At 64.6% G+C, this 23,119-nt stretch carries 21 protein-coding genes; 10 read left to right on the forward strand and 11 right to left on the reverse strand.

The features are described 5' to 3' along the window. Window positions 1-29 precede the first annotated feature (29 nt). Genes AYK61_RS14545 through AYK61_RS14560 form a run of 4 tightly spaced genes read left to right on the forward strand, consistent with a single transcriptional unit; the run spans window position 30 to window position 3,257 of the window. Window positions 30-452, forward strand: coding sequence for an arsenate reductase ArsC (locus tag AYK61_RS14545; protein ID WP_121871294.1), 423 nt, complete (start codon window positions 30-32; stop codon window positions 450-452). Beyond that, window positions 449-865 (forward strand): low molecular weight phosphatase family protein, encoded by a 417-nt coding sequence (locus AYK61_RS14550; protein WP_121871295.1) that lies wholly within the window; start codon window positions 449-451, stop codon window positions 863-865. The genes AYK61_RS14545 and AYK61_RS14550 overlap by 4 nt, the downstream gene beginning before the upstream one ends. Before the next feature lie 5 nt (window positions 866-870). Continuing rightward, window positions 871-1,926 carry an ArsO family NAD(P)H-dependent flavin-containing monooxygenase gene (locus AYK61_RS14555; RefSeq protein WP_121871296.1) on the forward strand — a complete coding sequence of 352 codons (1,056 nt, stop codon included), beginning with the start codon at window positions 871-873 and terminating at the stop codon, window positions 1,924-1,926. After that, the gene (locus AYK61_RS14560) at window positions 1,923-3,257 is read left to right on the forward strand and encodes an FAD-dependent oxidoreductase (RefSeq protein WP_121871297.1); all 1,335 of its coding nucleotides are present in this window, start codon (window positions 1,923-1,925) and stop codon (window positions 3,255-3,257) included. The genes AYK61_RS14555 and AYK61_RS14560 overlap by 4 nt, the downstream gene beginning before the upstream one ends. A gap of 85 nt (window positions 3,258-3,342) precedes the next feature. On the opposite strand, the gene AYK61_RS14565 is transcribed toward AYK61_RS14560, so the two are convergent. The 3 genes from AYK61_RS14565 to AYK61_RS14575 form a co-directional block, all read right to left on the reverse strand. Continuing rightward, window positions 3,343-4,089: a sulfite exporter TauE/SafE family protein gene (locus tag AYK61_RS14565; RefSeq protein ID WP_121871298.1), complete on the reverse strand. Its 747-nt coding sequence runs from the start codon at window positions 4,087-4,089 to the stop codon at window positions 3,343-3,345. Window positions 4,090-4,134: 45 nt separating this feature from the next. After that, on the reverse strand, window positions 4,135-5,796 hold the full coding sequence (locus tag AYK61_RS14570; protein ID WP_183130442.1) for an NTF2-like N-terminal transpeptidase domain-containing protein: 1,662 nt from the start codon (window positions 5,794-5,796) through the stop codon (window positions 4,135-4,137). Window positions 5,797-5,912: 116 nt separating this feature from the next. Then, window positions 5,913-7,742 (reverse strand): penicillin-binding transpeptidase domain-containing protein, encoded by a 1,830-nt coding sequence (locus AYK61_RS14575; protein WP_121871299.1) that lies wholly within the window; start codon window positions 7,740-7,742, stop codon window positions 5,913-5,915. A gap of 90 nt (window positions 7,743-7,832) precedes the next feature. Between AYK61_RS14575 and AYK61_RS14580 the strand changes: the two genes are divergently transcribed. From AYK61_RS14580 to AYK61_RS14590, 3 genes are all read left to right on the forward strand, one after another. Beyond that, on the forward strand, window positions 7,833-8,378 hold the full coding sequence (locus tag AYK61_RS14580; RefSeq protein WP_121871300.1) for a hypothetical protein: 546 nt from the start codon (window positions 7,833-7,835) through the stop codon (window positions 8,376-8,378). A gap of 133 nt (window positions 8,379-8,511) precedes the next feature. Then, entirely contained in the window at window positions 8,512-10,113 is a 1,602-nt protein-coding gene (locus AYK61_RS14585) for an ABC-F family ATP-binding cassette domain-containing protein (RefSeq protein WP_183130286.1), read from the forward strand. A gap of 64 nt (window positions 10,114-10,177) precedes the next feature. Further along, window positions 10,178-10,963 (forward strand): alpha/beta fold hydrolase, encoded by a 786-nt coding sequence (locus tag AYK61_RS14590; RefSeq protein WP_121871301.1) that lies wholly within the window; start codon window positions 10,178-10,180, stop codon window positions 10,961-10,963. 2 nt (window positions 10,964-10,965) lie between these two features. On the opposite strand, the gene AYK61_RS14595 is transcribed toward AYK61_RS14590, so the two are convergent. Then, window positions 10,966-12,684 carry an AMP-binding protein gene (locus AYK61_RS14595; RefSeq protein ID WP_397484969.1) on the reverse strand — a complete coding sequence of 573 codons (1,719 nt, stop codon included), beginning with the start codon at window positions 12,682-12,684 and terminating at the stop codon, window positions 10,966-10,968. A 77-nt stretch (window positions 12,685-12,761) separates the two neighbouring features. Here AYK61_RS14595 and AYK61_RS14600 point away from each other — a divergent pair, with 77 nt between their 5' ends. Beyond that, window positions 12,762-13,235, forward strand: a complete 474-nt coding sequence (locus tag AYK61_RS14600; RefSeq protein ID WP_121871302.1) for a DUF3995 domain-containing protein — start codon at window positions 12,762-12,764, stop codon at window positions 13,233-13,235. On the opposite strand, the gene AYK61_RS14605 is transcribed toward AYK61_RS14600, so the two are convergent. The 5 genes from AYK61_RS14605 to AYK61_RS14625 are packed head-to-tail and all read right to left on the reverse strand — an operon-like array spanning window position 13,232 to window position 18,549. Beyond that, a complete protein-coding gene (locus AYK61_RS14605; protein ID WP_094615408.1) occupies window positions 13,232-14,338 on the reverse strand; it encodes an ABC transporter ATP-binding protein in 1,107 nt (368 codons plus the stop codon). The two genes, AYK61_RS14600 and AYK61_RS14605, sit on opposite strands and share 4 nt — an antisense overlap. Before the next feature lie 11 nt (window positions 14,339-14,349). Beyond that, window positions 14,350-15,234: a carbohydrate ABC transporter permease gene (locus AYK61_RS14610; protein ID WP_121871303.1), complete on the reverse strand. Its 885-nt coding sequence runs from the start codon at window positions 15,232-15,234 to the stop codon at window positions 14,350-14,352. Next, entirely contained in the window at window positions 15,234-16,184 is a 951-nt protein-coding gene (locus tag AYK61_RS14615) for a carbohydrate ABC transporter permease (RefSeq protein ID WP_121871304.1), read from the reverse strand. The genes AYK61_RS14610 and AYK61_RS14615 overlap by 1 nt, the downstream gene beginning before the upstream one ends. Beyond that, window positions 16,181-17,515, reverse strand: coding sequence for a sugar ABC transporter substrate-binding protein (locus AYK61_RS14620; protein ID WP_121872765.1), 1,335 nt, complete (start codon window positions 17,513-17,515; stop codon window positions 16,181-16,183). The genes AYK61_RS14615 and AYK61_RS14620 overlap by 4 nt, the downstream gene beginning before the upstream one ends. Window positions 17,516-17,529: 14 nt before the next feature. Next, complete coding sequence (locus AYK61_RS14625; RefSeq protein WP_121871305.1) at window positions 17,530-18,549, reverse strand: sugar-binding transcriptional regulator; 1,020 nt, start codon at window positions 18,547-18,549, stop codon at window positions 17,530-17,532. 116 nt (window positions 18,550-18,665) lie between these two features. Between AYK61_RS14625 and AYK61_RS14630 the strand changes: the two genes are divergently transcribed. Together AYK61_RS14630 and AYK61_RS14635 are read left to right on the forward strand one after the other, a co-directional pair. Further along, entirely contained in the window at window positions 18,666-19,688 is a 1,023-nt protein-coding gene (locus tag AYK61_RS14630) for an NAD(P)-dependent alcohol dehydrogenase (RefSeq protein WP_121871306.1), read from the forward strand. Continuing rightward, entirely contained in the window at window positions 19,685-21,160 is a 1,476-nt protein-coding gene (locus tag AYK61_RS14635; RefSeq protein WP_121871307.1) for a mannitol dehydrogenase family protein, read from the forward strand. Before AYK61_RS14630 ends, AYK61_RS14635 begins: the two co-directional genes overlap by 4 nt. Here AYK61_RS14635 and AYK61_RS14640 read toward each other — a convergent pair. Together AYK61_RS14640 and AYK61_RS14645 are read right to left on the reverse strand one after the other, a co-directional pair. After that, entirely contained in the window at window positions 21,144-21,809 is a 666-nt protein-coding gene (locus AYK61_RS14640; RefSeq protein WP_121871308.1) for a TrkA family potassium uptake protein, read from the reverse strand. The genes AYK61_RS14635 and AYK61_RS14640 overlap by 17 nt on opposite strands. Continuing rightward, window positions 21,802-23,103, reverse strand: a complete 1,302-nt coding sequence (locus tag AYK61_RS14645) for a TrkH family potassium uptake protein (protein WP_121871309.1) — start codon at window positions 23,101-23,103, stop codon at window positions 21,802-21,804. Before AYK61_RS14645 ends, AYK61_RS14640 begins: the two co-directional genes overlap by 8 nt. Between the last annotated feature and the right edge of the window lie 16 nt (window positions 23,104-23,119).

Here is a 23,119-nt window from a genome sequence, read left to right on the forward strand (position 1 = left end):
CGCCTCGCGCTCGAAAGGCAAACGACTCCATGTCCGACACACCCAGTGTTCTGTTCGTCTGTGTCCACAACGCCGGCCGATCTCAGATGGCCGCCGGATTTCTCACTCATCTCGCCGGCGACACCGTCGAGGTGCGTTCTGCCGGTAGCGCTCCCGCGGACACCATCAACTCCGCGGCAGTCGAGGCCATGGCCGAACTCGGTATCGACATCTCGTCGCAGTCCCCGAAGATTCTGACCCCGGAGGCCGTCGAGACGTCCGACGTCGTGATCACCATGGGCTGCGGGGACGCGTGCCCGGTGTTCCCCGGAGTGAGCTACCGCGATTGGGCACTGGCCGACCCGGCAGGCAAAGGCGTCGAGGCGGTCCGTCCGATCCGAGACGAGATCAAGAGTCGAATCGAAGAACTGATCGCCGAACTGGTTCCGGCAAAGCAAGGTTCGCTGTCATGACGACACCGAGCGTGCTGTTCGTCTGCGTCAAGAACGGCGGCAAGTCTCAGATGGCGGCCGGTCTGATGCGCAAGGCCGTCGGCGACTCGGTGGAGGTGCACTCGGCGGGAACGAAGCCGAGCGGAACGGTCAATGCACTCTCGGCCGAGGCCCTCCTCGAAGTCGGCGTCGACCTGTCCGGTGAACAGCCGAAGCCGATCGACCCGGAGTTGTTGTCTCGCATCGACTACGTGATCACCCTCGGGAGCGAGGCGAAGGTCGATCCTGTCGAAGGTCCGACCTTCGAGAACTGGAACACCGACGAGCCGTCCGAACGTGGTATCGACGGAATCGAACGGATGCGTCTGGTGCGCGACGACATCGCCGCTCGTGTCGAGGAACTCGCGTCCCGAATGCGCGGCACCGACGGTTGACTCGAATGACTTCGGAGGTGGTGGTGATCGGCGGCGGTCAGGCAGGACTGGCCGCCGGTTACTACCTGCGAAGGGCCGGTGTGGACTTCGTCATCCTCGACGATCAGACGCATGCAGGAGGCTCCTGGCAGGAGTACTGGCCGTCGCTGCACCTGTTCTCGCCTGCCGAGTACTCGCGATTACCCGGTTGGCCGATGCCGCCGTGGCACAGCGGCTTTCCGCCGGCGTCGCATGTGGTGGACTACCTCCGGGCATACGAGAAGAAGTACGAGTTGCCGGTGCGCAGGCCAGTCGACGTGAAGTCGGTGCATCGTACGACCGACGGCTATCGAGTCGATACCGACGGTGACTCCTACTGCGCCACAACGATCATCAATGCCACCGGCACATGGTCGCGACCGTTCTGGCCCAGCTACCCCGGGATGCGGCAGTTCGCGGGCCCGCAACTGCACGCTGCCGACTACCGGGTGCCTGATCCGTTCGCAGGCAAGCGCGTGGGCATCGTCGGTGGAGGAAACTCGGCTGCGCAGATTCTGGCCGAGATCTCCACCGTCGCCGACACCGCGTGGTTCACCAACCGCGAGCCCAGGTTTCTCCCCGACGATGTCGACGGACGAGTGCTGTTCGATGTCGCCAGCGATCGGGCTCGCGCTCTTGCCGAGGGTGAAACGGACTCCGGCGGCGTCGCCGGTCTGGGAGACATCGTGATGGTCCCGCCGGTGCGAGACGCCCGCGATCGTGGAGTTCTGCAGGCCAAGACGATGTTCACCGCACTCACTTCCGACGGCGTCACCGACGGGCACACGACAGAGACGCTGGACGCGATCGTGTGGTGCACCGGTTTCCGCCCTGCTCTGCATCACCTGCGGCCACTGCACCTGCACGCCGACGGGTCGGGAATCGTGCTGGACGGCAACCATGTTCGAGACGAGCCGAACCTGCTGTTTCTCGGCTACGGCGACTGGACCGGCCCAGCGTCGGCAACGCTCATCGGTGTCGGCCGCACAGCGCGTGCAGCCGTGGACACTGTCATTCGAAGAGGAAAGGTAGATCAGTCATGAACTCATACCCCGTAGTAGTGGTCGGCGCAGGACCCATCGGTCTCGCCGCCGCGGCGCATCTGACCGAAACCGGTTCCGACGTAGTCGTTCTCGAACGCGGACCGTCGGCCGGATCGGCAGTGTCCGAGTGGAATCACGTTCGACTGTTCTCCCCGTGGTCCGAGGTCGTCGACCCCGCTGCCGCCCGGTTGCTCGAACCCACCGGCTGGACCGCGCCGGACGGCGACACCTACGCCACCGGACGCGAATGGGTGGAGCAGTACCTCGCGCCCCTGGCCGCCGTACTGGGCGACGCCATCCGAACCGACTCCGAGGTGGTCGGCGTCGCCCGCCGCGGACGCGACCGCGTGGTCGACGCCGGCCGCGACACCGAACCGCTGTCGGTGCACATCCGCCACTCCGACGGCAGCGAGGAACGCGTCCTCGCCCGCGCGGTCGTCGACGCGTCGGGCACCTGGGGATCACCGAATCCACTGGGCAGCGAGGGACTTCCGGCCATCGGTGAGAAGGCCGCCGCAGACCGGATCGACTACCGGGTGCCCGACCTGACCGACCCGGCGACTCGATCCGCATTCGCAGGCAAGCACATCGTCATCGCCGGCAGCGGACACTCCGCGCTGACCGCGATCATCACCTTCGCCGAACTCGCCGCCGACGAGCCCGGTACCACGCTCACCTGGGCCGTGCGTCGAGGCGTCACCGCAGAGGTCTTCGGCGGCGGGGAAGCGGACGAACTCGCCGCTCGTGGCGCTCTCGGTCAGCGCGCCAAGAAGGCGGTCGACGACGGCTTCCTCACCGTCGTCTCGGGCTTCCGAACCGAAACCGTTGCAGTGGAGGGGGATCGGCTCGCTCTGATCGGTGACACCGGATCGCGCATCGACAACGTCGATCGCGTCGTCGCGCTCACCGGGTTCCGCCCGGATCTGTCCTGGTTGTCCGAGGTTCGCCTCGACCTCGACCCCACCCTGCAGGCACCGAAATTCGTCGCAGAATTGGTGGACCCCAACATGCATTCGTGCGGATCGGTGTCCCCGCACGGCGTCGAGGAACTCACCCAGCCCGAACCGGGCCTGTACCTGGTGGGCATGAAGAGCTACGGCCGTGCACCGACATTCCTGGCGATGACCGGATACGAGCAGGTTCGCAGCATCGCCGCCGAACTCGCAGGCGACCACGAGGGCGCGCGAAAGGTGGAGCTGACACTTCCCGACACCGGCGTCTGCGGTGGCGCAGGCCTGTTCGACGAGCCCGACGCCCCGTCGACCGGCGGTTGCTGTGGTGCCCCCGCGGCACCGGAGTTGATCACCCTCGGATCGCCGTCGGGAAACTGACCCACAACTGACCTGACTGTCCACTATTTCGTTCCGGAAGCGGGTTTCCCGGAGGGAATTGTGGACAGTCTGGTCACCTACTGCATCAGCCGAACGCCTGGTAGCCCAACCAACCGGCGAGACCGAGACCGAGAATCCCGACGCCGATGCGCAAGACGATCGGCGAAATCACCTTGACCGTCGGTGGCCCGCAGGCACCGCCGACGAAACATCCGATCGCCAGCGCAAGCGCAGCCCACCAGTTCACATGGCCGGAGAACGAAAAGATGATCGCCGCAATCAGGTTCGCGATGCCGAGGAAGAAGCTCTTCAGAACGCTTGCGCGCCAGAACGTATCGGCCGTACAGATCAGTGCCAGCGCGAGGAAGATGACGCCGGCCCCGGCACCGAAATAGCCGCCGTAGATCGCCACGGCGAACAGCCCCAGCGGATACAGCGTCGGAAACTGCTTGTCTCCGGACAGCTTTCGGATACTCGGCTGCAGTAAAAGCGCGATGGCTGCCATCGCCACCAGGAACGGTACGACCACCTCGAACGAACCGTCCGGGGTATTGAGCAACAGAATCGCGCCGGTGGTACCACCCAGAGCAGAGTAGATCGCGTAGCGAACCAGCTGCTTGCCGTCCTTGGCGAGCTCGGCAGAGGAACTCGCCGTCGCGCCCACACCGGCGGCGACCAACGCGACCGTGTTCGTCACGTTCGCAGACACCGCAGGCAAACCCACTGCAAGCAGAGCAGGATAGGACACCAGCGACGCGAGCCCGGTGACGAACCCGATGAGCCCGGCGAAGAACCCGGCCACCACCAGAAGTCCGAAATCGAGCACAGTCACCGAATAAAACTACCGCGCCTAACGATCTGGCAGGCACCGCAGGGCTCACCCCACCGGGTTCGCCATTTCCTGCAGCAACCGGCTCGTCATACGCACTGCCTGATCTCCACCGTCCGCGTCTTCGATGTACACCGCGAACGCGACGTCACCACTGGTCGCGAGCACGAAGCGATCGTCACCACTTTCCCCGGCGAATCCCTGCACACCGTCGAAGGTGTCGAGACCACTACTGCGCGACGAGTCGGCCAGTATGCCGCGCAACCGGTTTGCCGCATCCGAACCGATTGCCTCGGACTCACGATTCGCGACGGCGGTCTGACCGGCGACGATCGTCGGAACGGGAGCGCTGCCCCGAGAGATCGCGGCCGCCATCTGCGCGAGTCCGAACGGAGTCACCGTCGCCTCGTCCCCGGAGGCGGTGGACACGGTCCTGATGCCGTCGATCGCGCTGCGACTGTCGGCGGGAGTTCCTGTGTAGGCGTCGAGTCCGGGCATCGAGTAGTTGATACCGAGACCCAACTTCGCAGCTGCATCTTCGGCACTGTCCTCACCGCGATCGGCCTGCACTGCTCTCACCAACTCCGACGCGGTGCCTGCCGGGTAGGAGCCCCCGAACACGACGTCGCCCTGCTCGTTCGCGTAACTGTTCTGTGCCGCAGCGAGAATCGCGCCGGTCGAGGTGGACAGGGCGACGATCGACGCCGACGACCCCGCCATGACAACTGCGTTCTCGGCGGCGAGTTGAACGCGCGGGTCGAGTGTCGCGTGCAGGTCCGGTCCGCCGGGTCCCTGGAAGCCGACGCGGCGTTCGCCGGTTCCGTCGACGGTGTAGGTGTCGACGGCCCAACCTGCGGTGGCGTCGCGTCCTTCCTGCCACGCACTTCGCAAAGAGTCGAGCACGGGTGAGGTGATCCGACGGTCGTCGACGATGAGCTTGGGTTGCGGAGAGACCACCACTCCCGGCACGGCGCGCAGATCGTCTTCGAGGACGGCGAAATCGTCGTCGCGCAAGGTCACTGCGGTGATCGGTGCACCGCGGGCCGAATTCAGTTCGGCCAGCATCGATTCGGAGGTGATGAGCGGTGCGACGACGTCGATGACGTCCGCGAGTTGCGCGGTGGACGCCGCCGGATCACTCATCTGCGCCGGGTCGAGGGAGATGGCGTTGATGGTGCGCTCGCTCATCAACACGTTGTTCGCGGCGTCGAAGATCAGCGGCGGGGCGGCGTCGGTCCGGGTGTAGCGAACCATCCCTCCCGAGGTGAGGTCGGGGACGAGGGTGGCCGGATCCCACGCGATGCGCCAGCCGACGCTGAGCTTCTTGGTCGAGCCCTGAGCGCTGTACTTCCAGTCCTTGCCCTCACCGAAATTCCACGCCGACGCGAGCGTGAAGAAGCCGCTCTCGTCGGAGAGGTCCATGTACTGAGTCAAATCGAAGTCGCCGGTGGAGGTGCCCTCGGCCGACAAGCCGTCGAACATCTGGTTCAGCGCGGCCGTCGCGGCGTTAGGGTAGGTCGTCATCGCGGCAGCGGCAGCGACATCTCGGTTGTCCAGTGCGTCGACGAACTTCGAGACCAGCACCTCGGCTTCGCTCGGCGGGCGATCGACCATCCAGAACACTGCCGAGACCGTCAACGTCGCCGATGCTGCAACTGCGACGAGGTAGCGACCGCGGACCTTGCGCGGGCCACGACGGGCACGACTCATAGAACTCATGAGTCACAATATTCACTGTAGTCACACGAGTAACAAGCACGGGATTCATACGAGCCGGTCACGATTGGGATACGCCCCGGTCGGTCTCTCGCAGAAACCCGTACGCACTACCGCAGAAAACGACCAGCAGCCTCGACGGCCGGCGTCGAGCTACCCGCGTCGTTCACGAACACCGCGAACGCAAGGTCGCCGGAAATTCCGACGAACCAGCCGTGAGCTCCTTCGTTGTTGGCACCGAATTCGGCGGTGCCGGTCTTGCCGAGCAACCCGGGGATGTCGCTGAGCGACGTCGCGGTGCCGCCGGTGATCGTCTCGCGCATCATGGTCTTGATCTGCTCGGTGACCTGCGGGTTCACTGCTGCCGGCTGCATGTTTCCCACTCCGGGCTCACCGGGGACCACCGTCGGTGGGAGCAATCCGTTGTTCGCGATCGACGACGCGACCAGCGCCATTCCGAACGGCGACGCGGTCACCTGCCCCTGACCGATGGCGGATTCGACCCGCTGAGCCGGAGTGTCGGCCGACGGCACCGAACCGGTGACGGTCGTCAGACCCGGGGTGACGTAGTCGACGCCGAGGCCGTACTGCGCGGCCGCGTCGGTCAGTCCGTTCGGCGGGAGTGCCACGCCGAGGCGGCCCATCGTCGTGTTGCAGGACTTGGCGAAGGCGGTGTGCAGCGGCACGTCGCCGAGATCGAAGTTGTCGTCGTTCGGGATCTGCCTGCCCTCGATGTTCTCCGTCGACGGGCACGGCAGCACGGTATCGGGGGTGACGGCACCGGACTGCAGTGCAGCCGAAGTGGTCACCGTCTTGAACGTCGACCCCGGTGGGTACAGACCGGTGAGGGCGATCGGGCCTTCGGCATCCGCGGCGGCATTCTGTGCCACGGCGAGAACCGCCCCGGTCGACGGCCGAAGCGCAACGATGGCCGCCTGCTGCGGCAGCGACGCGAGGGCATTCTCGGCTTTGAGCTGCAGCGCCGAATCCAGGGTGGTCGCAATGTCGTCGCCGGTTCCGGCATCGCGGCCGGCGAGCGGGGTGACGGTGCCATCGGCTGCAACGGCCTGCACGGCCCATCCACGATTGGCCGCCTGCTCCTGCTCCCACAGCGTCGTCAGATCACTGAGTACCGGCGAGACGAGGTTGCGATCGGTGGCCAACAGTCGCGTCTGCGGCGCGAGCGTGACACCGGGGATGGTGGCGAGCTGGGCACCGATGGGGTCGATATCCGACTGCCGAAGCGAGACTATAGTCGCTGAATTACCTTGTGCAGCAGCAACAGTCGCAGCGATGGACTCGGCAGTGATACCCGGAACGACGGATCCGACGAGATTCGCGACAGCTACGGGATCGGCCGTCGAATCGACGTTGACGAGGGTGACCACCTGCTGCGACATCAGTTCGACGCCGTTGCCGTCGAAGATGCGAGGCGCGACGAGCGCATCCGTCGGAGTGAATCGAACCGATGAGTCGGCCGTCAGGCCCGGAACCAACATCGCCGGATCCCAGGTGATCTTCCAGCCCTGCTCGGTCTCCGCCGCTGTCGCAGTGGTCGTGTAGTTCCATTCCTTCGGCTCGCCGTCCGGTTCGGCGGTGCCGTCGGTGGTCGTCGAGAAGCGCCAACCGGCGTTCAACGTGAACGTGCCGACATCCTCGTTGGCGTCGGCGGCCTCGAAATCGGGAGTCGCCGTCACCGTTCCGCCTGCCGAAAGCCCGTCGTACAGCTCGGTGAGCGCCTCCGTCGCGCCGGCCGGATCGGTGGTCAACGCAGCTGCCTGGTCGATATTTGCGCTGTTGACAGCGGCCGCGAACTGCTCGGCGACAGTCTGCGGCTGATCGGGACCACCGTGACCGCAGGCAGCGAGCACCAATGCCAGTACGGACACGATCGCGGCCAGAGTCGTCGGTCTTCTCGAAGTGCGCACGGGGTCGATCATGCCGCAGTACTTGCCCGAAGCAATGGTGGCGCCATTTCCGATTCGGGTGTAATCATGTAATCAGACTTGCAACTCTGGATAGGAGCCCCCATGAAACCCAACGGACGCTCGTTCGGTCGCCCCGGCGGCTGGCAGCACGCAGACGTTCCCGACGCCACCGACGCAGCCGACTGGTTCGGTGGCCGACTCCCGGACACCTGGTTCGACGGTGCCGCCTCGGTCGAGATCGACCGAGAGGAGATCGTCGTCGTCGGGACATTGCCTGCAGAGCAGGACAGTTCACCCGCAGCCAACGAGGGCCGCATCGCGCGATTCCGAGAAACGACCCGCGGCGACCGCATGCAGATCGCCGCCGAGGCCGAGAAGCGATACGGACGCAAGGTCGCATGGGGAGTGAGGAACGGATCAGAGGTGGTCCTGTTCACCCACCTCGCGGTACCGGTCATGACCCGCCTGCGTCAGCCCGAGCGTCGCGTCCTGGACACCCTCGTCGACGCCGGCGTCGCTCGATCCAGGGCCGACGCTCTGGCCTGGGCCGTGAAGCTGGTCGGCGAACACACCCAGGAGTGGCTGGACGAACTGCGCGACGCGATGACGACGGTCGACGAGCTCCGCAAGAAGGGCCCGTCGGTGTAATTCGCTTGCGTGCTCGCCGGGTTCGGGGCTAGCGTGGCCTTCGCCCTGCTGCCCACAGATTCGGAGAGGCCATTGCTCTTCCAAAGGTTCTAGACGCCTGCAGATCCATCGCACGCACACCTTGGGAGCAACCATGCCTCATTCGTCATCACTGTCTATTTCGAACCTGACCTTCTCCTGGCCGGACGGCGACCCCGTGTTCGACGCCATGTCGGCCATCTTCCCCAGCGGCACAACAGGTCTCATCGGCTCCAACGGTGCGGGGAAGTCGACCCTGCTGAGATTGCTCGCCGGGGAATTGACACCGCAACGAGGTTCCATCTCGATGCCGGGCGTCTTGGGGTACCTGCGCCAGGACGTCACACTGGACCCAGACCTGCCCGTGGATCGGGTGCTGGACATCGATTCGGCGCGAGAAGCACTGCACCGCATAGAATCCGGATCCTCCGACGAGGACGACTTCGCAATTGTCGGGTCGGCGTGGGACGTCGAGGAGCGTGCTCTGGCCTTGCTGGACAAGCTCGGCCTCGGCAGCATCGTCGGCTCCCTCGACGACCTCGATCGACGGGTCGACACCCTGTCGGGCGGCGAGGCCATGCTGCTCGCGCTCACTGCGGAGTTACTGGCCGGGCCTGACGTACTGCTGCTGGACGAACCGACCAACAACCTCGATCAGGTTGCGCGCCAACGCCTGTACACGGCGGTCGACGGCTACTCAGGCGTGCTGATCGTGTGTACTCACGATCTCGAACTACTCGAACGCGTCGACTCCATCGCCGAGGTGCGGGCAGAGCGCAGCGGAGTTTCGCGGCTCCGTATGTTCGGCGGCAACTATCGACACTATCGCTCGGTCGTCGACGCCGAACAGGAGGCGGCACGGGCCACGGTCCGCGATGCCAAGAACGACGTCCGCAAGCAGGAACGCGAATTGATCGACACCCGAATCAAACTCGATCGGCGTCAGCGCTTCGGCAAGAAGATGGAAGAGCAGAAGCGCGTGCCTCCGATCCTCGCGGGCCGTCGCAAGCGGGCGGCCCAGGAATCGGCCGGCAAGCTCCGCGGTACCCACAGCGATCGCGTCGACGACGCCCGATCGTCGCTGTCGGCCGCCGAGGATCTCCTGCGCGACGACCGCGAGATACGCGTCGACCTCCCGGCAACCGAAGTGCATGCGGGACAGGTGGCCCTGACCCATGACGATATCCACATCGTGGGTCCGGAGCGCATCGCCCTGATCGGCCCGAACGGCAGCGGCAAGACCACCCTGTTGCGGGCTCTGGACGCCACAGGGGCAGAGGTGCCGTGGAAGTATCTACCGCAGCGACTCGACGTCTTCGATGAATCCCGCACCGTCGCCCAGAACGTATCCGACGTCGCTCCGCACGCCACCGCCGAACAGATCCGAGGCCAACTCGCCCGCTTCCTGTTCCGTGGATCCGACGCCGACGCCGTCGTCTCCACCCTCTCCGGAGGAGAGCGACTCCGGGCCGCACTGGCGCGAATTCTGCTGGCAGAACCTGCCCCGAAACTACTGATGCTCGACGAGCCGACGAACAACCTCGACATCACCAGCCGCCAGCACCTGATCGATGCGCTCGAGAAATTCGAGGGTGCGCTGATCATCGCCAGCCACGACCGACCGTTCCTCGACGCCATCGCCCCCACCCGCACCATCGACCTCACCCCGACCGCCGAGTCCGACCGCGAAGCGCCCGCCCGTGGGGAGTCAATGTGACGTTCAGTGACCTTTTGGGGGGTCAATGTCACGTTGAGTGGACTCGAGAGGCAAGAATCGCGGGGTGGAGTACGCCTCGAATGCAGACGATGGGACACGGATCGCGTACACGGTGGTGGGGTCCGGGCCGCCGTTGTTGATGGTGCACGGCAGTTTTCTGACGCACACGATCTGGCGGACGTTCGGCTATGTGAAGGCCCTGCGTGGCAGTCGGCAGTTGATTTTGATCGACAGTCGCGGGCACGGCCGCAGCGAGAAGCCCCATACTCCCGACGCGTATGCGATGAGCAGTATCGTCGGCGATCTGACGGCGGTGCTCGACGCAGTGGGTGTCGACACCGTCGACTATCTGGGGTATTCGTTCGGGGCCCGGGCGGGCTTGGCGTTGACAGCGGCGAGGCCCGAGCGAGTGCGATCACTGGCTGTCGGCGGCGGTAGTCACGGCGCTCAGGCCGGCGCGTTCGATCGCCTGTTCTTTCCCGGGTGCTCGGATGTGTTGGAGCAGCGCGGCATGGACGGCTTTCTCGAGGCGTGGAGCAGCCACCGCATGTTCCCTATCGACGCCGGAACCCGAGCGGTGTTCTCCGCCAACGACGCCCAGGCCATGGCTGCGTACATCCGAGCGTCCGACGCCGATCCCGGCCTACCCGACGAGGCGTTGCAGCACGTCACCCAGCCGTCATTGTTCTACGTCGGCAATCAGGACGGCACCAGGCTCGACGACACCCGAGCTGCCGCAGCGTTGGTGCCGAACTCCGAGTTGCATGTCATCCGCGGATTCGACCACGCGACGACGATGGCGGCGTCCGATGAGGTCCTCGGGGCTCTCGAACGGTTCTGGGACAACTGAGCTCAGTGTCTCTTCAGTGCAGGAAACTGGTCGTCACGCCACTCGTTGTCCAGCGGACCCACGGCCGCATCCTCGCGGGCTCGCAACTCCACTCGACGGATCTTGCCGGAGATCGTTTTCGGTAGCTCGAAGAACTCGATACGGCGTACACGCAGGAACGGTGCCAGGTGCTCTCGGGCGTACTTGAGAATCTCGAATGCAGTGTCCTCGTTGGGTTCCCAGCCCGACGCCAATGCCACATATGCCTTGGGAACGGCCAGTCGCGTCTCGTCGGGGGCGGGCACCACCGCGGCTTCGGCGACGGCGGGGTGTTCGATGAGTACGCTTTCGAGCTCGAACGGGGAGATCTTGTAATCCGAGGCCTTGAACACGTCGTCGGTGCGGCCGACGTAGGTGATGTAGCCCTCGGAGTCCCGTGCTGCGACGTCGCCGGTGTGGTAGTAGCCGTCGGCCATGACAGCGGCATTGCGTTCGGGGTCGCCGAGGTAGCCGGTCATCAGGTTGAACGGGTTCTGGGCCAGGTCGAGGCAGATTTCGCCCTCGTCGGCGAGTTCGCCGGTGGTGGGGTCGACGATCACCACCGGAACGCCCGGCAGCGGTCTCCCCATCGACCCGGACTTCAGTACCGCGCCGGGGGTATTTGCCACCAGTGCAGTGGTTTCGGTCTGGCCGAACCCGTCGCGGATGCTCAGGCCCCACTCCTGCTGCACCCGCGAGATCACCTCGGGGTTGAGCGGTTCCCCTGCTCCGATGGCCTCGCGCAGCGAACCACCGCCGCCGGCGAGATCGGCTTGAATCAGCATGCGCCACACCGTCGGTGGTGCACAGAACGTCGTCACCTCGGCCCTTCGGATCTGCTCGAGCAGTGCTTTCGCGTCGAATTTTCCGTAGTTGTAGATGAAGATCGTCGCCTCGGCGATCCACGGCGCGAAGAAGCAACTCCACGCATGCTTGGCCCACCCCGGGGAGCTGATGTTCAGGTGCACGTCGCCCGGACGCAGCCCGAGGAAGTACATGGTGCTCAGATGCCCTACGGGGTAGGAGATCTGCGTGTGCTCGACGAGCTTGGGCTTGCTGGTGGTGCCGGAGGTGAAGTACATCAGCAGACGGTCGGCGGGAGCGGTCACCGACTCGAACGGTACGGCCTCGACGCCACGTGCCTCGGCATAGTCGACCCAACCATCACACGCGGAGGTGGCGATGCGCAGGTAGTCACCGGGGACCTCGTCGAATTTGCCGGTGTCCGAGGGGTTCACGATCACGGCGCGCGCATTGCCGCGTACCACGCGATCGGTGAGGTCGGCGGATCCGATGGCCGTGGTGGTCGGCATCAACACCGCGCCCAGCTTCATCACCGCGAGCATCGCTTCCCACAGCTCCACCTGGTTGCCGAGCATCAGGATCACCGAGTCGCCGCGGCCGATTCCCTGCTGCTCGAGCCACCTGGCGACCTGGTCGGAGCGACGAGCGATGTCGTCGAAGCTGTACTTGGCCTCGCTGCCGTTCTCCTCGACTATCCACAGCGCGGTGCCGTCGTTGCCTCGCGCGATCGCATCGAACCAATCGATCGCCCAGTTGAACGTCTCACCGAACGACGGCCATTCGAAAGTTGCTACTGCGCGGTCGTACTCGCCGTAGGCGTCGAGTAGAAGATCGCGTGCGTTCCTGAATGCCGTGTATGCCGATTCGACCATGTTTCCTCCTGCGCGTGTGATGCCCATCACCACCACGCTAGGGGAGATGAACAAACCCTCGCTACCCCTGAACGGGGGTAAAGACTGGGCTACCCTCGGTCACCGTGGCCATCAGATACTTCGCGATCGCATGTGCACTGGGGATAGTCCACGCAGCATTTTCCGGCTATTGGGCCTCCGGTGGACGGTGGATGCTCGATACCGTCGGTTCCTTCGCCACGGAGTGGGTCGACAGCGAACCGGAGACAGCGCGAACTGCACTGCTGGTGCTCGCGCTGGTCAAGCTCGGCGCGGCAATTCTTCCTGGCCTCGCGTACATGAACCGGCCGCGCCTGGCAGCACGGAACCGGACCAGGCTGCCGTCGTTGGTTCTCGGCATATCCTGGCCCGGCTCGGTGCTGCTGATCCTCTGGGGCGGAGCGTCGTTCGTCGGTGCGGTGATCGGCTTGATCGCCTCGGACGAGAATCGAAGTGTCAAGTACGGACACCTGTTCTTCGACGGCATCTTCCTGCTGTGGGGTGCCGCACTTCTGACGGCACTGATCCTCGCTCGAAAGACCCCGTACCAGCCGCGTTAGATGCGCTCCCCGGTTTCCGGGTGGAAGAGGTGGATCGCACCGTCGAGACGTGTCAGGCCGATGCTCTCGCCGATCTTCGCCGGGGCACGCACTGCCGAACGCGCAACCAACGACACAGGTCCCCCGTCGAGTCCCTTGACCTTGGGGTCGTCGAGGTGTGCGTAGACGTAGGACTCGCTGCCCAGCTCCTCGATGAGATCGACCTTGCCCTCGAAGCCCTCGCCGCCGCCGTGGACGATGCCGAGGTTCTCGGGCCGCATTCCGATGGTGACCTCGTCGATACCCAGGCTCGCGAGCTTGGTCAGCTCGTCGCGCTCGAGCGGGAGCAGGAACTTACCGATCTGCACGCCGCCCGAGCCGATGGGTACCGTCATCAGGTTCATTGCCGGGGAGCCGATGAATCCTGCGACGAACGCGTTGACGGGGTTGTCGTAAAGATCTGTGGGAGAGGCGAACTGTTGCAGTTTTCCGCCGCGCAGGACGGCGACGCGATCGCCCATCGTCATGGCCTCGACCTGATCGTGGGTGACGTACACCGTCGTGGTGCCGAGCCTGCGCTGCAACGCCGCGATCTGCGTACGTGTCTGCACCCGTAGCTTGGCATCGAGGTTGGACAGTGGCTCGTCCATGCAGAACACCTGCGGCTCACGAACGATGGCGCGGCCCATGGCAACTCGCTGACGCTGGCCGCCGGAGAGCTTGCCGGGCTTGCGATCGAGGTACTCGGTGAGATCGAGCAGACGGGCCGCTTCCGCGACGCGTGCCTGACGCTTCTCGAGGCTCACTCCGCGCATCTTGAGCGCGAAGCCCATGTTCTCCCCGACGGTCTTGTTGGGGTAGAGCGCGTAGTTCTGGAAGACCATCGCGATGTCGCGGTCCTTGGACGGAACGCCCACCATGTTCTTGCCGCCGATTTCGATTGCGCCACCGTCGATCTCCTCGAGACCGGCGAGCATACGAAGTGCGGTGGACTTGCCGGAGCCGGACGGTCCGACCAGGACGACGAACTCGCCGTCCTTGATGTCGAGGTCGAGGGAATCGACGGCGAGCGAATCGGCACCTTCGTAGACGCAGGATGCCTTCTTGTACGTGATTGCAGCCATGAGACTTTCTCCTATTTGATGGCGCCGAAGGACAGGCCGCGCACGAGCTTGTTCTGCGCGAACCATCCGGCAAGGACGACGGGGAGTGCTGCGAACGTCGCAGCGGCGGACAGCTGGGCCCAGTACAGGCCCTGGCCGGTGATGAATCCGACGAGGTACACCGGAATCGTCTGGGCCTGAACGGCAGTGAGATTGACGGCGAAGAAGAACTCGTTCCACGAGAAGATCACGCAGATCAACGACGTCGCAGCGATGCCGGGCGAGACGAGCGGCAGGATCACCTCGCGTACCGAGGTCCACAGCGATGCACCGTCCATGCTGGCGGCTTCGAGCAGTTCCGCCGGCACCTCCATGAAGAACGAGCGCATCATCCATACGGCGATAGGCAGATTCATCGCGGTGTAGAGGACCACCAGGGCCCAGATGTTGTCGAGCATGCCGATGTCACCGACGATGACGTACAGCGGAACGATGACGGCCACGACGGGCAGCATCTTGGTGGAGATGAAGAAGAACAGCACGTCCTGGGTCTTCTTGACCGGCCGTAGTGACAGCGCGAAGGCCGCCGGAACACCGAGCAGCAGAACGAGAATGGTCGAGACGATCGTCGCGAACGCCGAGTTCAGCAGGGTGGTGCCGATGCCGCTCTCGAGTACACCTCGATACTGATCGAGGGTGGGGGTGAAGATCAGCTTCGGCGGGTTGGAGTAGGCGTCGGCCTCCTGCTTGAATCCGGTGATCACCATCCAGAGCACCGGGAAGAAGAAGGCGATGCCGGCCACCCAGGCGACGAACGACCAGACCGTCCCCGGGCCCCACTTGCTCTTCTTGCGAATCTCCTGGCCGTCGGAGGTGTGCGGGACGGCCTTCTTCTTGCTCGTTGTTGCCGTGCTCATCACGCCGCCTCCTCGTTTGCGCTGAAGCTCTTGAAGATCAATCTCAGCGCCAGGGTGCTGAGGACGATGGTTGCCACCACGGTGACGACGCCCATGGCCGCGGCCTGACCGATGTCGAAGCCGAGGAAGGCACGTTGGTAGATGTAGAACGGCAGGTTCGCCGACGCGACTCCCGGTCCACCGGAGGTCATCATGTAGACGGCGTCGAAGGTGTTGACGAGGTAGATCGCGCCGAGGACGGTGCCCAGTTCGATGAACCGGCGCAGGTGCGGCAACGTCAACTCGCGGAAGAGTTTGAACGGGCCTGCCCCGTCGACACGTGCGGCCTCGGCGATGTCCTTGGGCATGGACTGCAGTCCGGCGAGGATCAGCAGCATCATGAACGGCGTCCACTGCCAGACGAGGTTCGTCATGACCGCGGCCAGTGGGAACCGCGACACCCAGTCGATCTCGCCGACTCCGAACGGACTCAGCGCGAAGTTGATCAGACCGAAGACGGGATCGAACATCGTCGTCTTCCAGATCAGCGCACCGGCCACCGGGGTGACGAGGAACGGGGTGATCAGCAGCGTACGAATGAGGCTGCGCCCGATGAACTTTCGATCGAGCAGCAACGCGAGGGCCAGGCCCAGGACCACCGAGATGATCACCGTTCCGACGATCATGATCACGGTGTTCATCGCGACCTCACGGAACTGACTGTCGCGGAACACATCCACGTAGTTGTTCAGACCGTTGAACTCACGCGAACCCGGACGAACGAGGTTCCAGGACTGCGTCGAGTAGTACAGCGTGAACAGGAACGGGATCTGGGTGACGATGATGGCGAACACCAACGCCGGCAACAGTGGTCCGCGTCGACGCCAGCCCTCGGCCTTGGAGATCGTTCTCGGTCTCGGTACGAACTTCTCCGGTTCGGCCGGAGCCGTCCGCTCTTCGGTGGTGGTCATCCCTGGTCCTCCTGATACGTCTTGCCGACCACTTCGGCGTATTGCTGCGCTTGGTCGAGCGCGTCGTCGACGCTGATCTGTCCGGCGATCGCGGCACTGATCTGTTGGCTGACCCGGGTACCGAGGTCCTGGAACTCCGGAATGGTCAGGAACTGGACTCCGGTGTACGGAACCGGATCCACGGTGGGATCGTTGGGATCCGCACTGTCGATGGAGTCGAGGGTCAGCTGACCGTAGGCGGCCGACGCCTCCGCGTACTCGGGAATCTCGTAGGTCGAGAGCCGACTTCCGGGAGGCACACGCTCCCAACCGAGTTCGTTACCGACCTTGTTCAGGTACTCCTTGCTCGTCATCCATGAGACGAACTTCCACGCCTCGTCGGGAGCCTCGCTGGTCTGGGGAATGCCCAGGGCCCAGGAGTACAGCCAGCCGTTGTCGCCCTTGGCCGCCGACGGGGCCTTGGCGTAACCGATCTGTCCGACGACGTTGCTCGACGACGGGTCTTCGAGAACCGAGACGGCCGAGGTGGCGTCGTACCACATTGCGGTGTTGCCCTGCGAGAGTTGCGTTCCGCACTCGCTGAAGCCACTGGTGGCCGCGCCGGCCTGACCGTGCTCGCGCACGGTGTCGACGTAGAACTGCACGGCTTCACGTACCTCGGGACTGTTCAACTGAGCGTTCCAGTTCTCGTCGTACCAGCGGCCGCCGAATGCGTTGATGACGGTGTTCAGCGGCGCGAGCACCTCACCCCAACCGGGCTTGCCGCGCAGGCAGATTCCGGAGAGGCCGGGGCTGTCGAGTGCAGCCGCAGCATCGGCCACCTGCTGCCAGGTGGGCTCGGCCGGCATGTCGATACCAGCCTGCTCCATCAGATCCTTGCGGTACATCAGGAACGAGGACTCACCGTAGAACGGCACCGAGTACATGCTGCCCTCGTACGACAGCGACTCCTTCAACGTCGGGATGAAGTCGTCCTCGTCGTACCCGGGTGTGGCGTCCGCGTACTCGGAAAGGTTGGTCAGCCAACCGTTCTCGGCCCACTGCGGGGTCTCGAAGTTGCTGATCATCACCACATCGAACTCGCCGCCGCCGGTCGCGACAGAGGCCGTGATCTTGGCGCGGGCCTCGTTCTCCGACAGCGACACGAACTTCAGGTTGATGCCCGGGTTCTCCGCCTCGAACTCCGGAGCAAGCGAGATGGCATCGGACATCTGCGAATTCGAGACGATCGCGACGGTGATCGTCGTCCCGTCACCGTCACCACCGAACGAGCCGGCACCGGCACATCCGGACACCACCAAGGTCGTCGCGAGCGAGGTCGCGACAACCACTTTCGGTAGAACTTTCACTGGGATACCTTTCCATTCGACGCTGATATGGATCGATCGACGAGCCAACGCGCACTTTCGATGTCGGTGACCAAGATCGACGCCAGACCACCGCGCAGTGCACCGAGCAGCGCTTCGTGTTTTCGTTTTCCGCCGGTGACGAGCACGGCCCGATCGCAGGCCCTGATGGCGTCGAGTCCCACCGACACGGTTCGGCCGGGGAGCGATCCACCGGTGTCCTTGCCGTCGGCGTCGTAGAACCGGCCGCCGATCTCACCGACCGCTCCGACCCGGCGGAGTTCGTCGAGCACCTCGAGGTCGATGAAACTGCCCTCGAACAACGTGGTGGACGTGGAAACGGGACCGATGCCGTACATCATCACATCGGCATCGGTCCCGGCCTTGAGGGCGCGCGAGATCACGGAATCCTGCTCCAACGCAACGACGGTCGCCTGATCGGCATACAGCGGTGCGTTGAGCCTGATGGGTGTCGCCTGCAGGTATTCAGCGCACCGTCCGAGCGTGTACTCGACGCCGGTCTGGTAGTCGGCCGAGGTGATGGAACCGTCGAGTTGCACCACCGCAGCACATTTGGTGGATCGAGTCTTCAGCGAACTCGCTACCGCGACCGTCTCGGGTCCCCAGGTGAAGCCCAGAACATCCTGATCCTTCAGCCGACGAGAGAGCAGCGTTGCCGCCGCGCGCCCCAGGGATCCGTAGCCGGCATCCGTGCCGTCGATGACGTCCGAGACGACGAGCACCTCGGTCAACCCGTACTGCGACTCGAGTTCGCGCTCGAGGTCGGCGTGCACGGTGCCCTGCAGATCGTCGGGGACATTGATCTCGATCGTCACCAGCCCCTGCGTGCGGGCCCGTGCGACGAGCCGTCCTGCGGTCGGGCGCGAGACGCCGAGCTTCACGGCGATCTCGGCCTGAGTCGCGCCTTCGAGGTGGTACATGGTTGCGGCGCGCAGAGCCAGGCGCAGGTCCTCGCCGGACCGCGCAGACTTCGCCCCGCCGGGCTCCGTTCCGTCCATCACGCCTCCCTGACCAGTGAGCAAATGCTCAGCTCGTGTTCATCTGCTCACTAAGCTAACATTAAGGTGTGATCTACACAACACCCCCTCGCCACCAGCCACCAGTGCCACAGTCCATGCAGGCCAGCGTCCTGACCGGAGTGCAGGCGATACGACTCGAAGAACGACCCGTCCCCACGCCCGCGCACGACGAGGTCCTCGTGCAGGTCACGGCAGTCGGGGTCTGTGGTTCCGACGCGCATTACTACCGCGAGGGACACATCGGCGACTACGTAGTCGACGGCCCCCTAGTACTCGGCCACGAAGCGGCGGGCGTCATCGTGTCCGTGGGCTCCGAGGTCTCCGACACCCGCGTCGGACAGCGCGTGTCCATCGAACCGCAGCGCCCCGATCCCACCAGCGCGCCGTCCCGCGCAGGCCGCTACAACCTGTGCCCCGCCATGGAGTTCTTCGCGACGCCGCCCATCGACGGTGCGCTCGCGGAGTACGTGCTGATTCAATCGACCTTCGCCCACGACGTCCCCGACGACATCTCCGACGAGGCCGCAGCTCTCTTCGAGCCACTGTCGGTCGGCATCGCGTCGGCCCAGAAGGCACGCATCTCCGCGGGCTCGAGCGTGCTCATCGCGGGAGCGGGTCCCGTCGGGCTCGTCACCGCACAGGTCGCGCGCGCATTCGGAGCCACCGAGGTGATCGTCACCGACATCGACGCTTCCCGCCGCGCCAACGCAGAGAAGTTCGGCGCGACGCGCGTACTCGACCCCGCCGCCGAAGACGTGCGCGCACTGACTGTCGACGCTTTCATCGACGCATCCGGTGCGGCCCGAGCCGTGGTCGACGGCATCCACGCGGTCCGCCCCGCAGGCATGGTCGTCCTCGTCGGCATGGGCGGATCGGACTACCCACTGCCGATCTCGCGGATCCAGAACCGAGAATTGCTGCTCACGGGCGTCTTTCGCTACGCCAACACATGGCCGATCGCACGCGCGCTGGTGGCGTCGGGCATGGTGGATCTCGACGCGATGGTGACGGCGCGTTTCGGACTCGATGGCGTCGAGGATGCATTGAACGCCGACAGGCAACCCGGAAGCATCAAAGCCGTAGTCATTCCAGGACTTTCGAAGGAGAACAACGCATGAAGTTGAACTCGCAGAACCTCGCCGACTTCATCGAGGACGTCGCTGTCCCGACGTACGACCGATCCGAGGTGACGGTGGGCATCGTGCATTTCGGTGTCGGCGGCTTCCATCGCGCCCACCAGGCGATGTACGTCGACCGCCTGCTGCAGCAGGGACAGGCGCTGGACTGGGGAATTTGCGGCGTCGGGGTACTACCCGGTGACCGGCGAATGAACGACGTCATGCACGCACAGGACTGCCTGTACACGTTGGCGCTCAAGCATTCCGACGGCACGTGGGACACCCGCGTCATCGGTTCCATCGTCGAGTATCTCTTCGCGCCGGACGACGCCGAGGCCGTGATCGAGAAGATGGCCGCCGACACGACGAAGATCGTCTCGCTCACCATCACCGAGGGTGGTTACCACTTCTCCGCGACGACGGGCGAGTTCGACGTGGACAATCCCGCCATCGTCGCCGACCTCGCCGACGGCGCAGTGCCCGCAACGACATTCGGGCTCGTCACCGAGGCTCTGGCTCGACGCAAGGACCGCGGCATGATGCCGTTCACCATCATGTCCTGCGACAACATCGAGGGCAACGGCCATATGGCGCAATCGACGTTCACGACGTTCGCGCGCCTGAAGGATCCGGCGTTGGCCGACTGGATCCAAGCGGAAGGCGCGTTCCCCAATTCGATGGTCGATCGCATCACGCCGGTCACGACACCGGAAGTGACCGAACAGCTTTCGCTGCGATACGCCATCGACGATCAGTGGCCCGTCGCGGGCGAGCCGTTCACGCAGTGGGTGCTTGAGGACAACTTCACCCTCGGACGTCCGCCGCTGGAAGAGGTGGGCGTGCAGGTGGTCGAGGATGTCACCCCCTACGAGTTGATGAAGCTGCGGTTGCTCAATGCCAGCCACCAGGCGCTCGCGTACTTCGGCTATCTCAGTGGCTATCGCCTCGTGCACGAGGTGTGCCAGGATTCGCTGTTCTCGGATTTCCTGCTCGCCTACATGGACGAGGAAGCAACCCCGACGCTGCAGCCGGTCCCAGGCATCGATCTGACCGACTACAAGCGGACGTTGATCGAGCGATTCTCCAACCCCGAGATCCGCGATACCGTCGCCCGCCTGTGTGCCGAGTCCTCGGACCGAATTCCCAAGTGGCTCTTGCCTGTCATCCGCAAGAATCTCGAGACCGGCGGTGAGATCGCCCGCTCCACCGCGGTGGTGGCCAGTTGGGCTCGCTACGCCGAGGCCGTCGACGAATCCGGCGAGCCCATCGAGATCGTCGACCAGCTGAAGGATTCATTGGTGCCGATCGCGCAGAGTCAGCGCGAGAATCCCACGGCGTTCATCGCCAACCGCGCAGTGTTCGGGGATCTCATCGACAACGAGCGCTTCGTCGCCGAGTACACGAAACAACTGGCGTCTCTCCAGGAGCAGGGCGCGCGGGCGACTCTGGAATCACTCAGGTCGACTCACTGAATCGTTCGGCGTCTCGAACCTGACCGGAGACGATGACGGTATCGCCTGCGCCGATCACCGTGTCGGCCGTGGCGTAGGTGAATCCCTCACCCTGACGCTTGACCGCGACGACAGTGACACGATGCTTGGTACGTATTCCGCTCTCGCCCAACTTCTTTCCGATGATGGAGGTGGGCGGAGAGGTCTTGATCATGGCGAAACCGTCGTCGAATTCGATGTAGTCCATCATCCGGCCGCGGACCAGGTGGGCGACGCGCTTGCCCATGTCGTGCTCGGGCCTCACCACATGGTGCACGCCGATCTGGGTGAGAATCTTGGCGTGTGCGTTGCTGATCGCCTTGGCCCAGATGTTGGACACCGACAGGTTGATCAACGCGGATGCGGTCAACAGACTCGCCTCGAGATCCGATCCGATGCCCACGACTGCGCGGTCGTACTCGTGCACCGACAGTTGCCGCAACGACTCCTCGTCGGTGGTGTCGGCCACGGCAGCGTGCGTGAGTCGGTCCGAGACACGTTGCACCACAGCCTCGTCGGTGTCGATGCCGAGGACCTCGACACCCTGGCCCATCAGTTCCAGTGCCAGCGACTTGCCGAAGCGGCCGAGGCCGAGGACGACGACGACTTCGGAGGACGGTTTCCTAGCCAATGAACGGCCTTTCCGTGGGGAGCGTGTAACGCCGACCGCGGTCGCGGGCGGCAAGGGCGCTGACCAGAGTGATGGAACCGATGCGGCCCAGGTACATCAGAACGATCAGAATCACCTGCCCCCACCCCGGCAACTGCGCGGTGATGCCCGTGGAAAGACCCACGGTGGCGAAAGCCGAGACGACCTCGAACAGCAGGACGTCGAGGTCGAAATCCGTTCCCGCCAGCAACGCGACGACCGGGAGCATGACCAGGGCGACACCGATCAGGGCCACGGTCAACGCCTGACGCTGTACTCGCGGGTCGATCCGGCGATCGAAGATGCTCACATCACGATCGCCACGGATTTCGGCGAGGATGACGAACAGCAACAGTGCGAAGGTGGTGACCTTGATGCCGCCTGCGGTGCCGCCGCTGCCGCCACCGATGAACATGAGAACGTCGGTGACGAGCAGGGTCGCGTTGTCGACGTCGGCGTAGTCGACGCTGTTGAACCCAGCGGTGCGCGGCATGACGCCCGCGAACGTGGCGACGAGCATCTTGTCCCAGATCCCGAACTCGCCCAGGGTTCTGGACCACTCGAGCAACAGAACCAGCGCCGGTCCCACCACGAGCAGAACGCCGGTGACCGAGAGCGTCAGGCGGGTGTGCAGCGACCATTTCTGCCTGCCCCGACGCCGCCGAACGTGCCGGAACAGCTCGAACAGCACCGGAAACCCGATGCCTCCCAGCACGACGGCGGCCATCACTGGAACACAGATCCACGGATCGGTGGCGAACCCGATCATGCTGTCGCTGAACAGCGCGAATCCGGCGTTGTTGAACGCCGACACGGAGTGGAAGACGCCGAGCCAGAGGGCCCGACCGGGACTCTCGCCGTACCCGATCGCGAACCTGAGCGTGAGAGCGATCGCGACGACGGTCTCGATCAGCAGGCTGGTTCGGAACACTCCGATGACAACGCTGCGAACGTCGCCGAGGCCGGAGGTGCGTACCTCTGCGGCGGCATTGAGTCTGCCACGCAGTCCGATTCGGTCGGCAAGCACCAAACCGACCAACGACGCGATCGTCATGATGCCGAATCCACCGACCTGAATGGCCGCCAGAATGACGCCCTGCCCGAATCCCGACCAGTGGTTCGGTGTGTCCACCACGATCAACCCGGTGAGGCTGATGGCCGAGGTGGACGTGAACAGGGCCTGGAGGGCGTCGGTCTCGCTGCCGGGAAGAGTGGCGATCGGGAGCATGAGAACTCCCGCACCGACGATGATCGCGAGCGCGAACCCGGTGGCCATGACCCGAACCGGCGTG

Source organism: Rhodococcus sp. SBT000017 (genome assembly GCF_003688915.1).
In the GTDB taxonomy this organism is placed as follows: Bacteria; Actinomycetota; Actinomycetes; order Mycobacteriales; family Mycobacteriaceae; genus Rhodococcoides.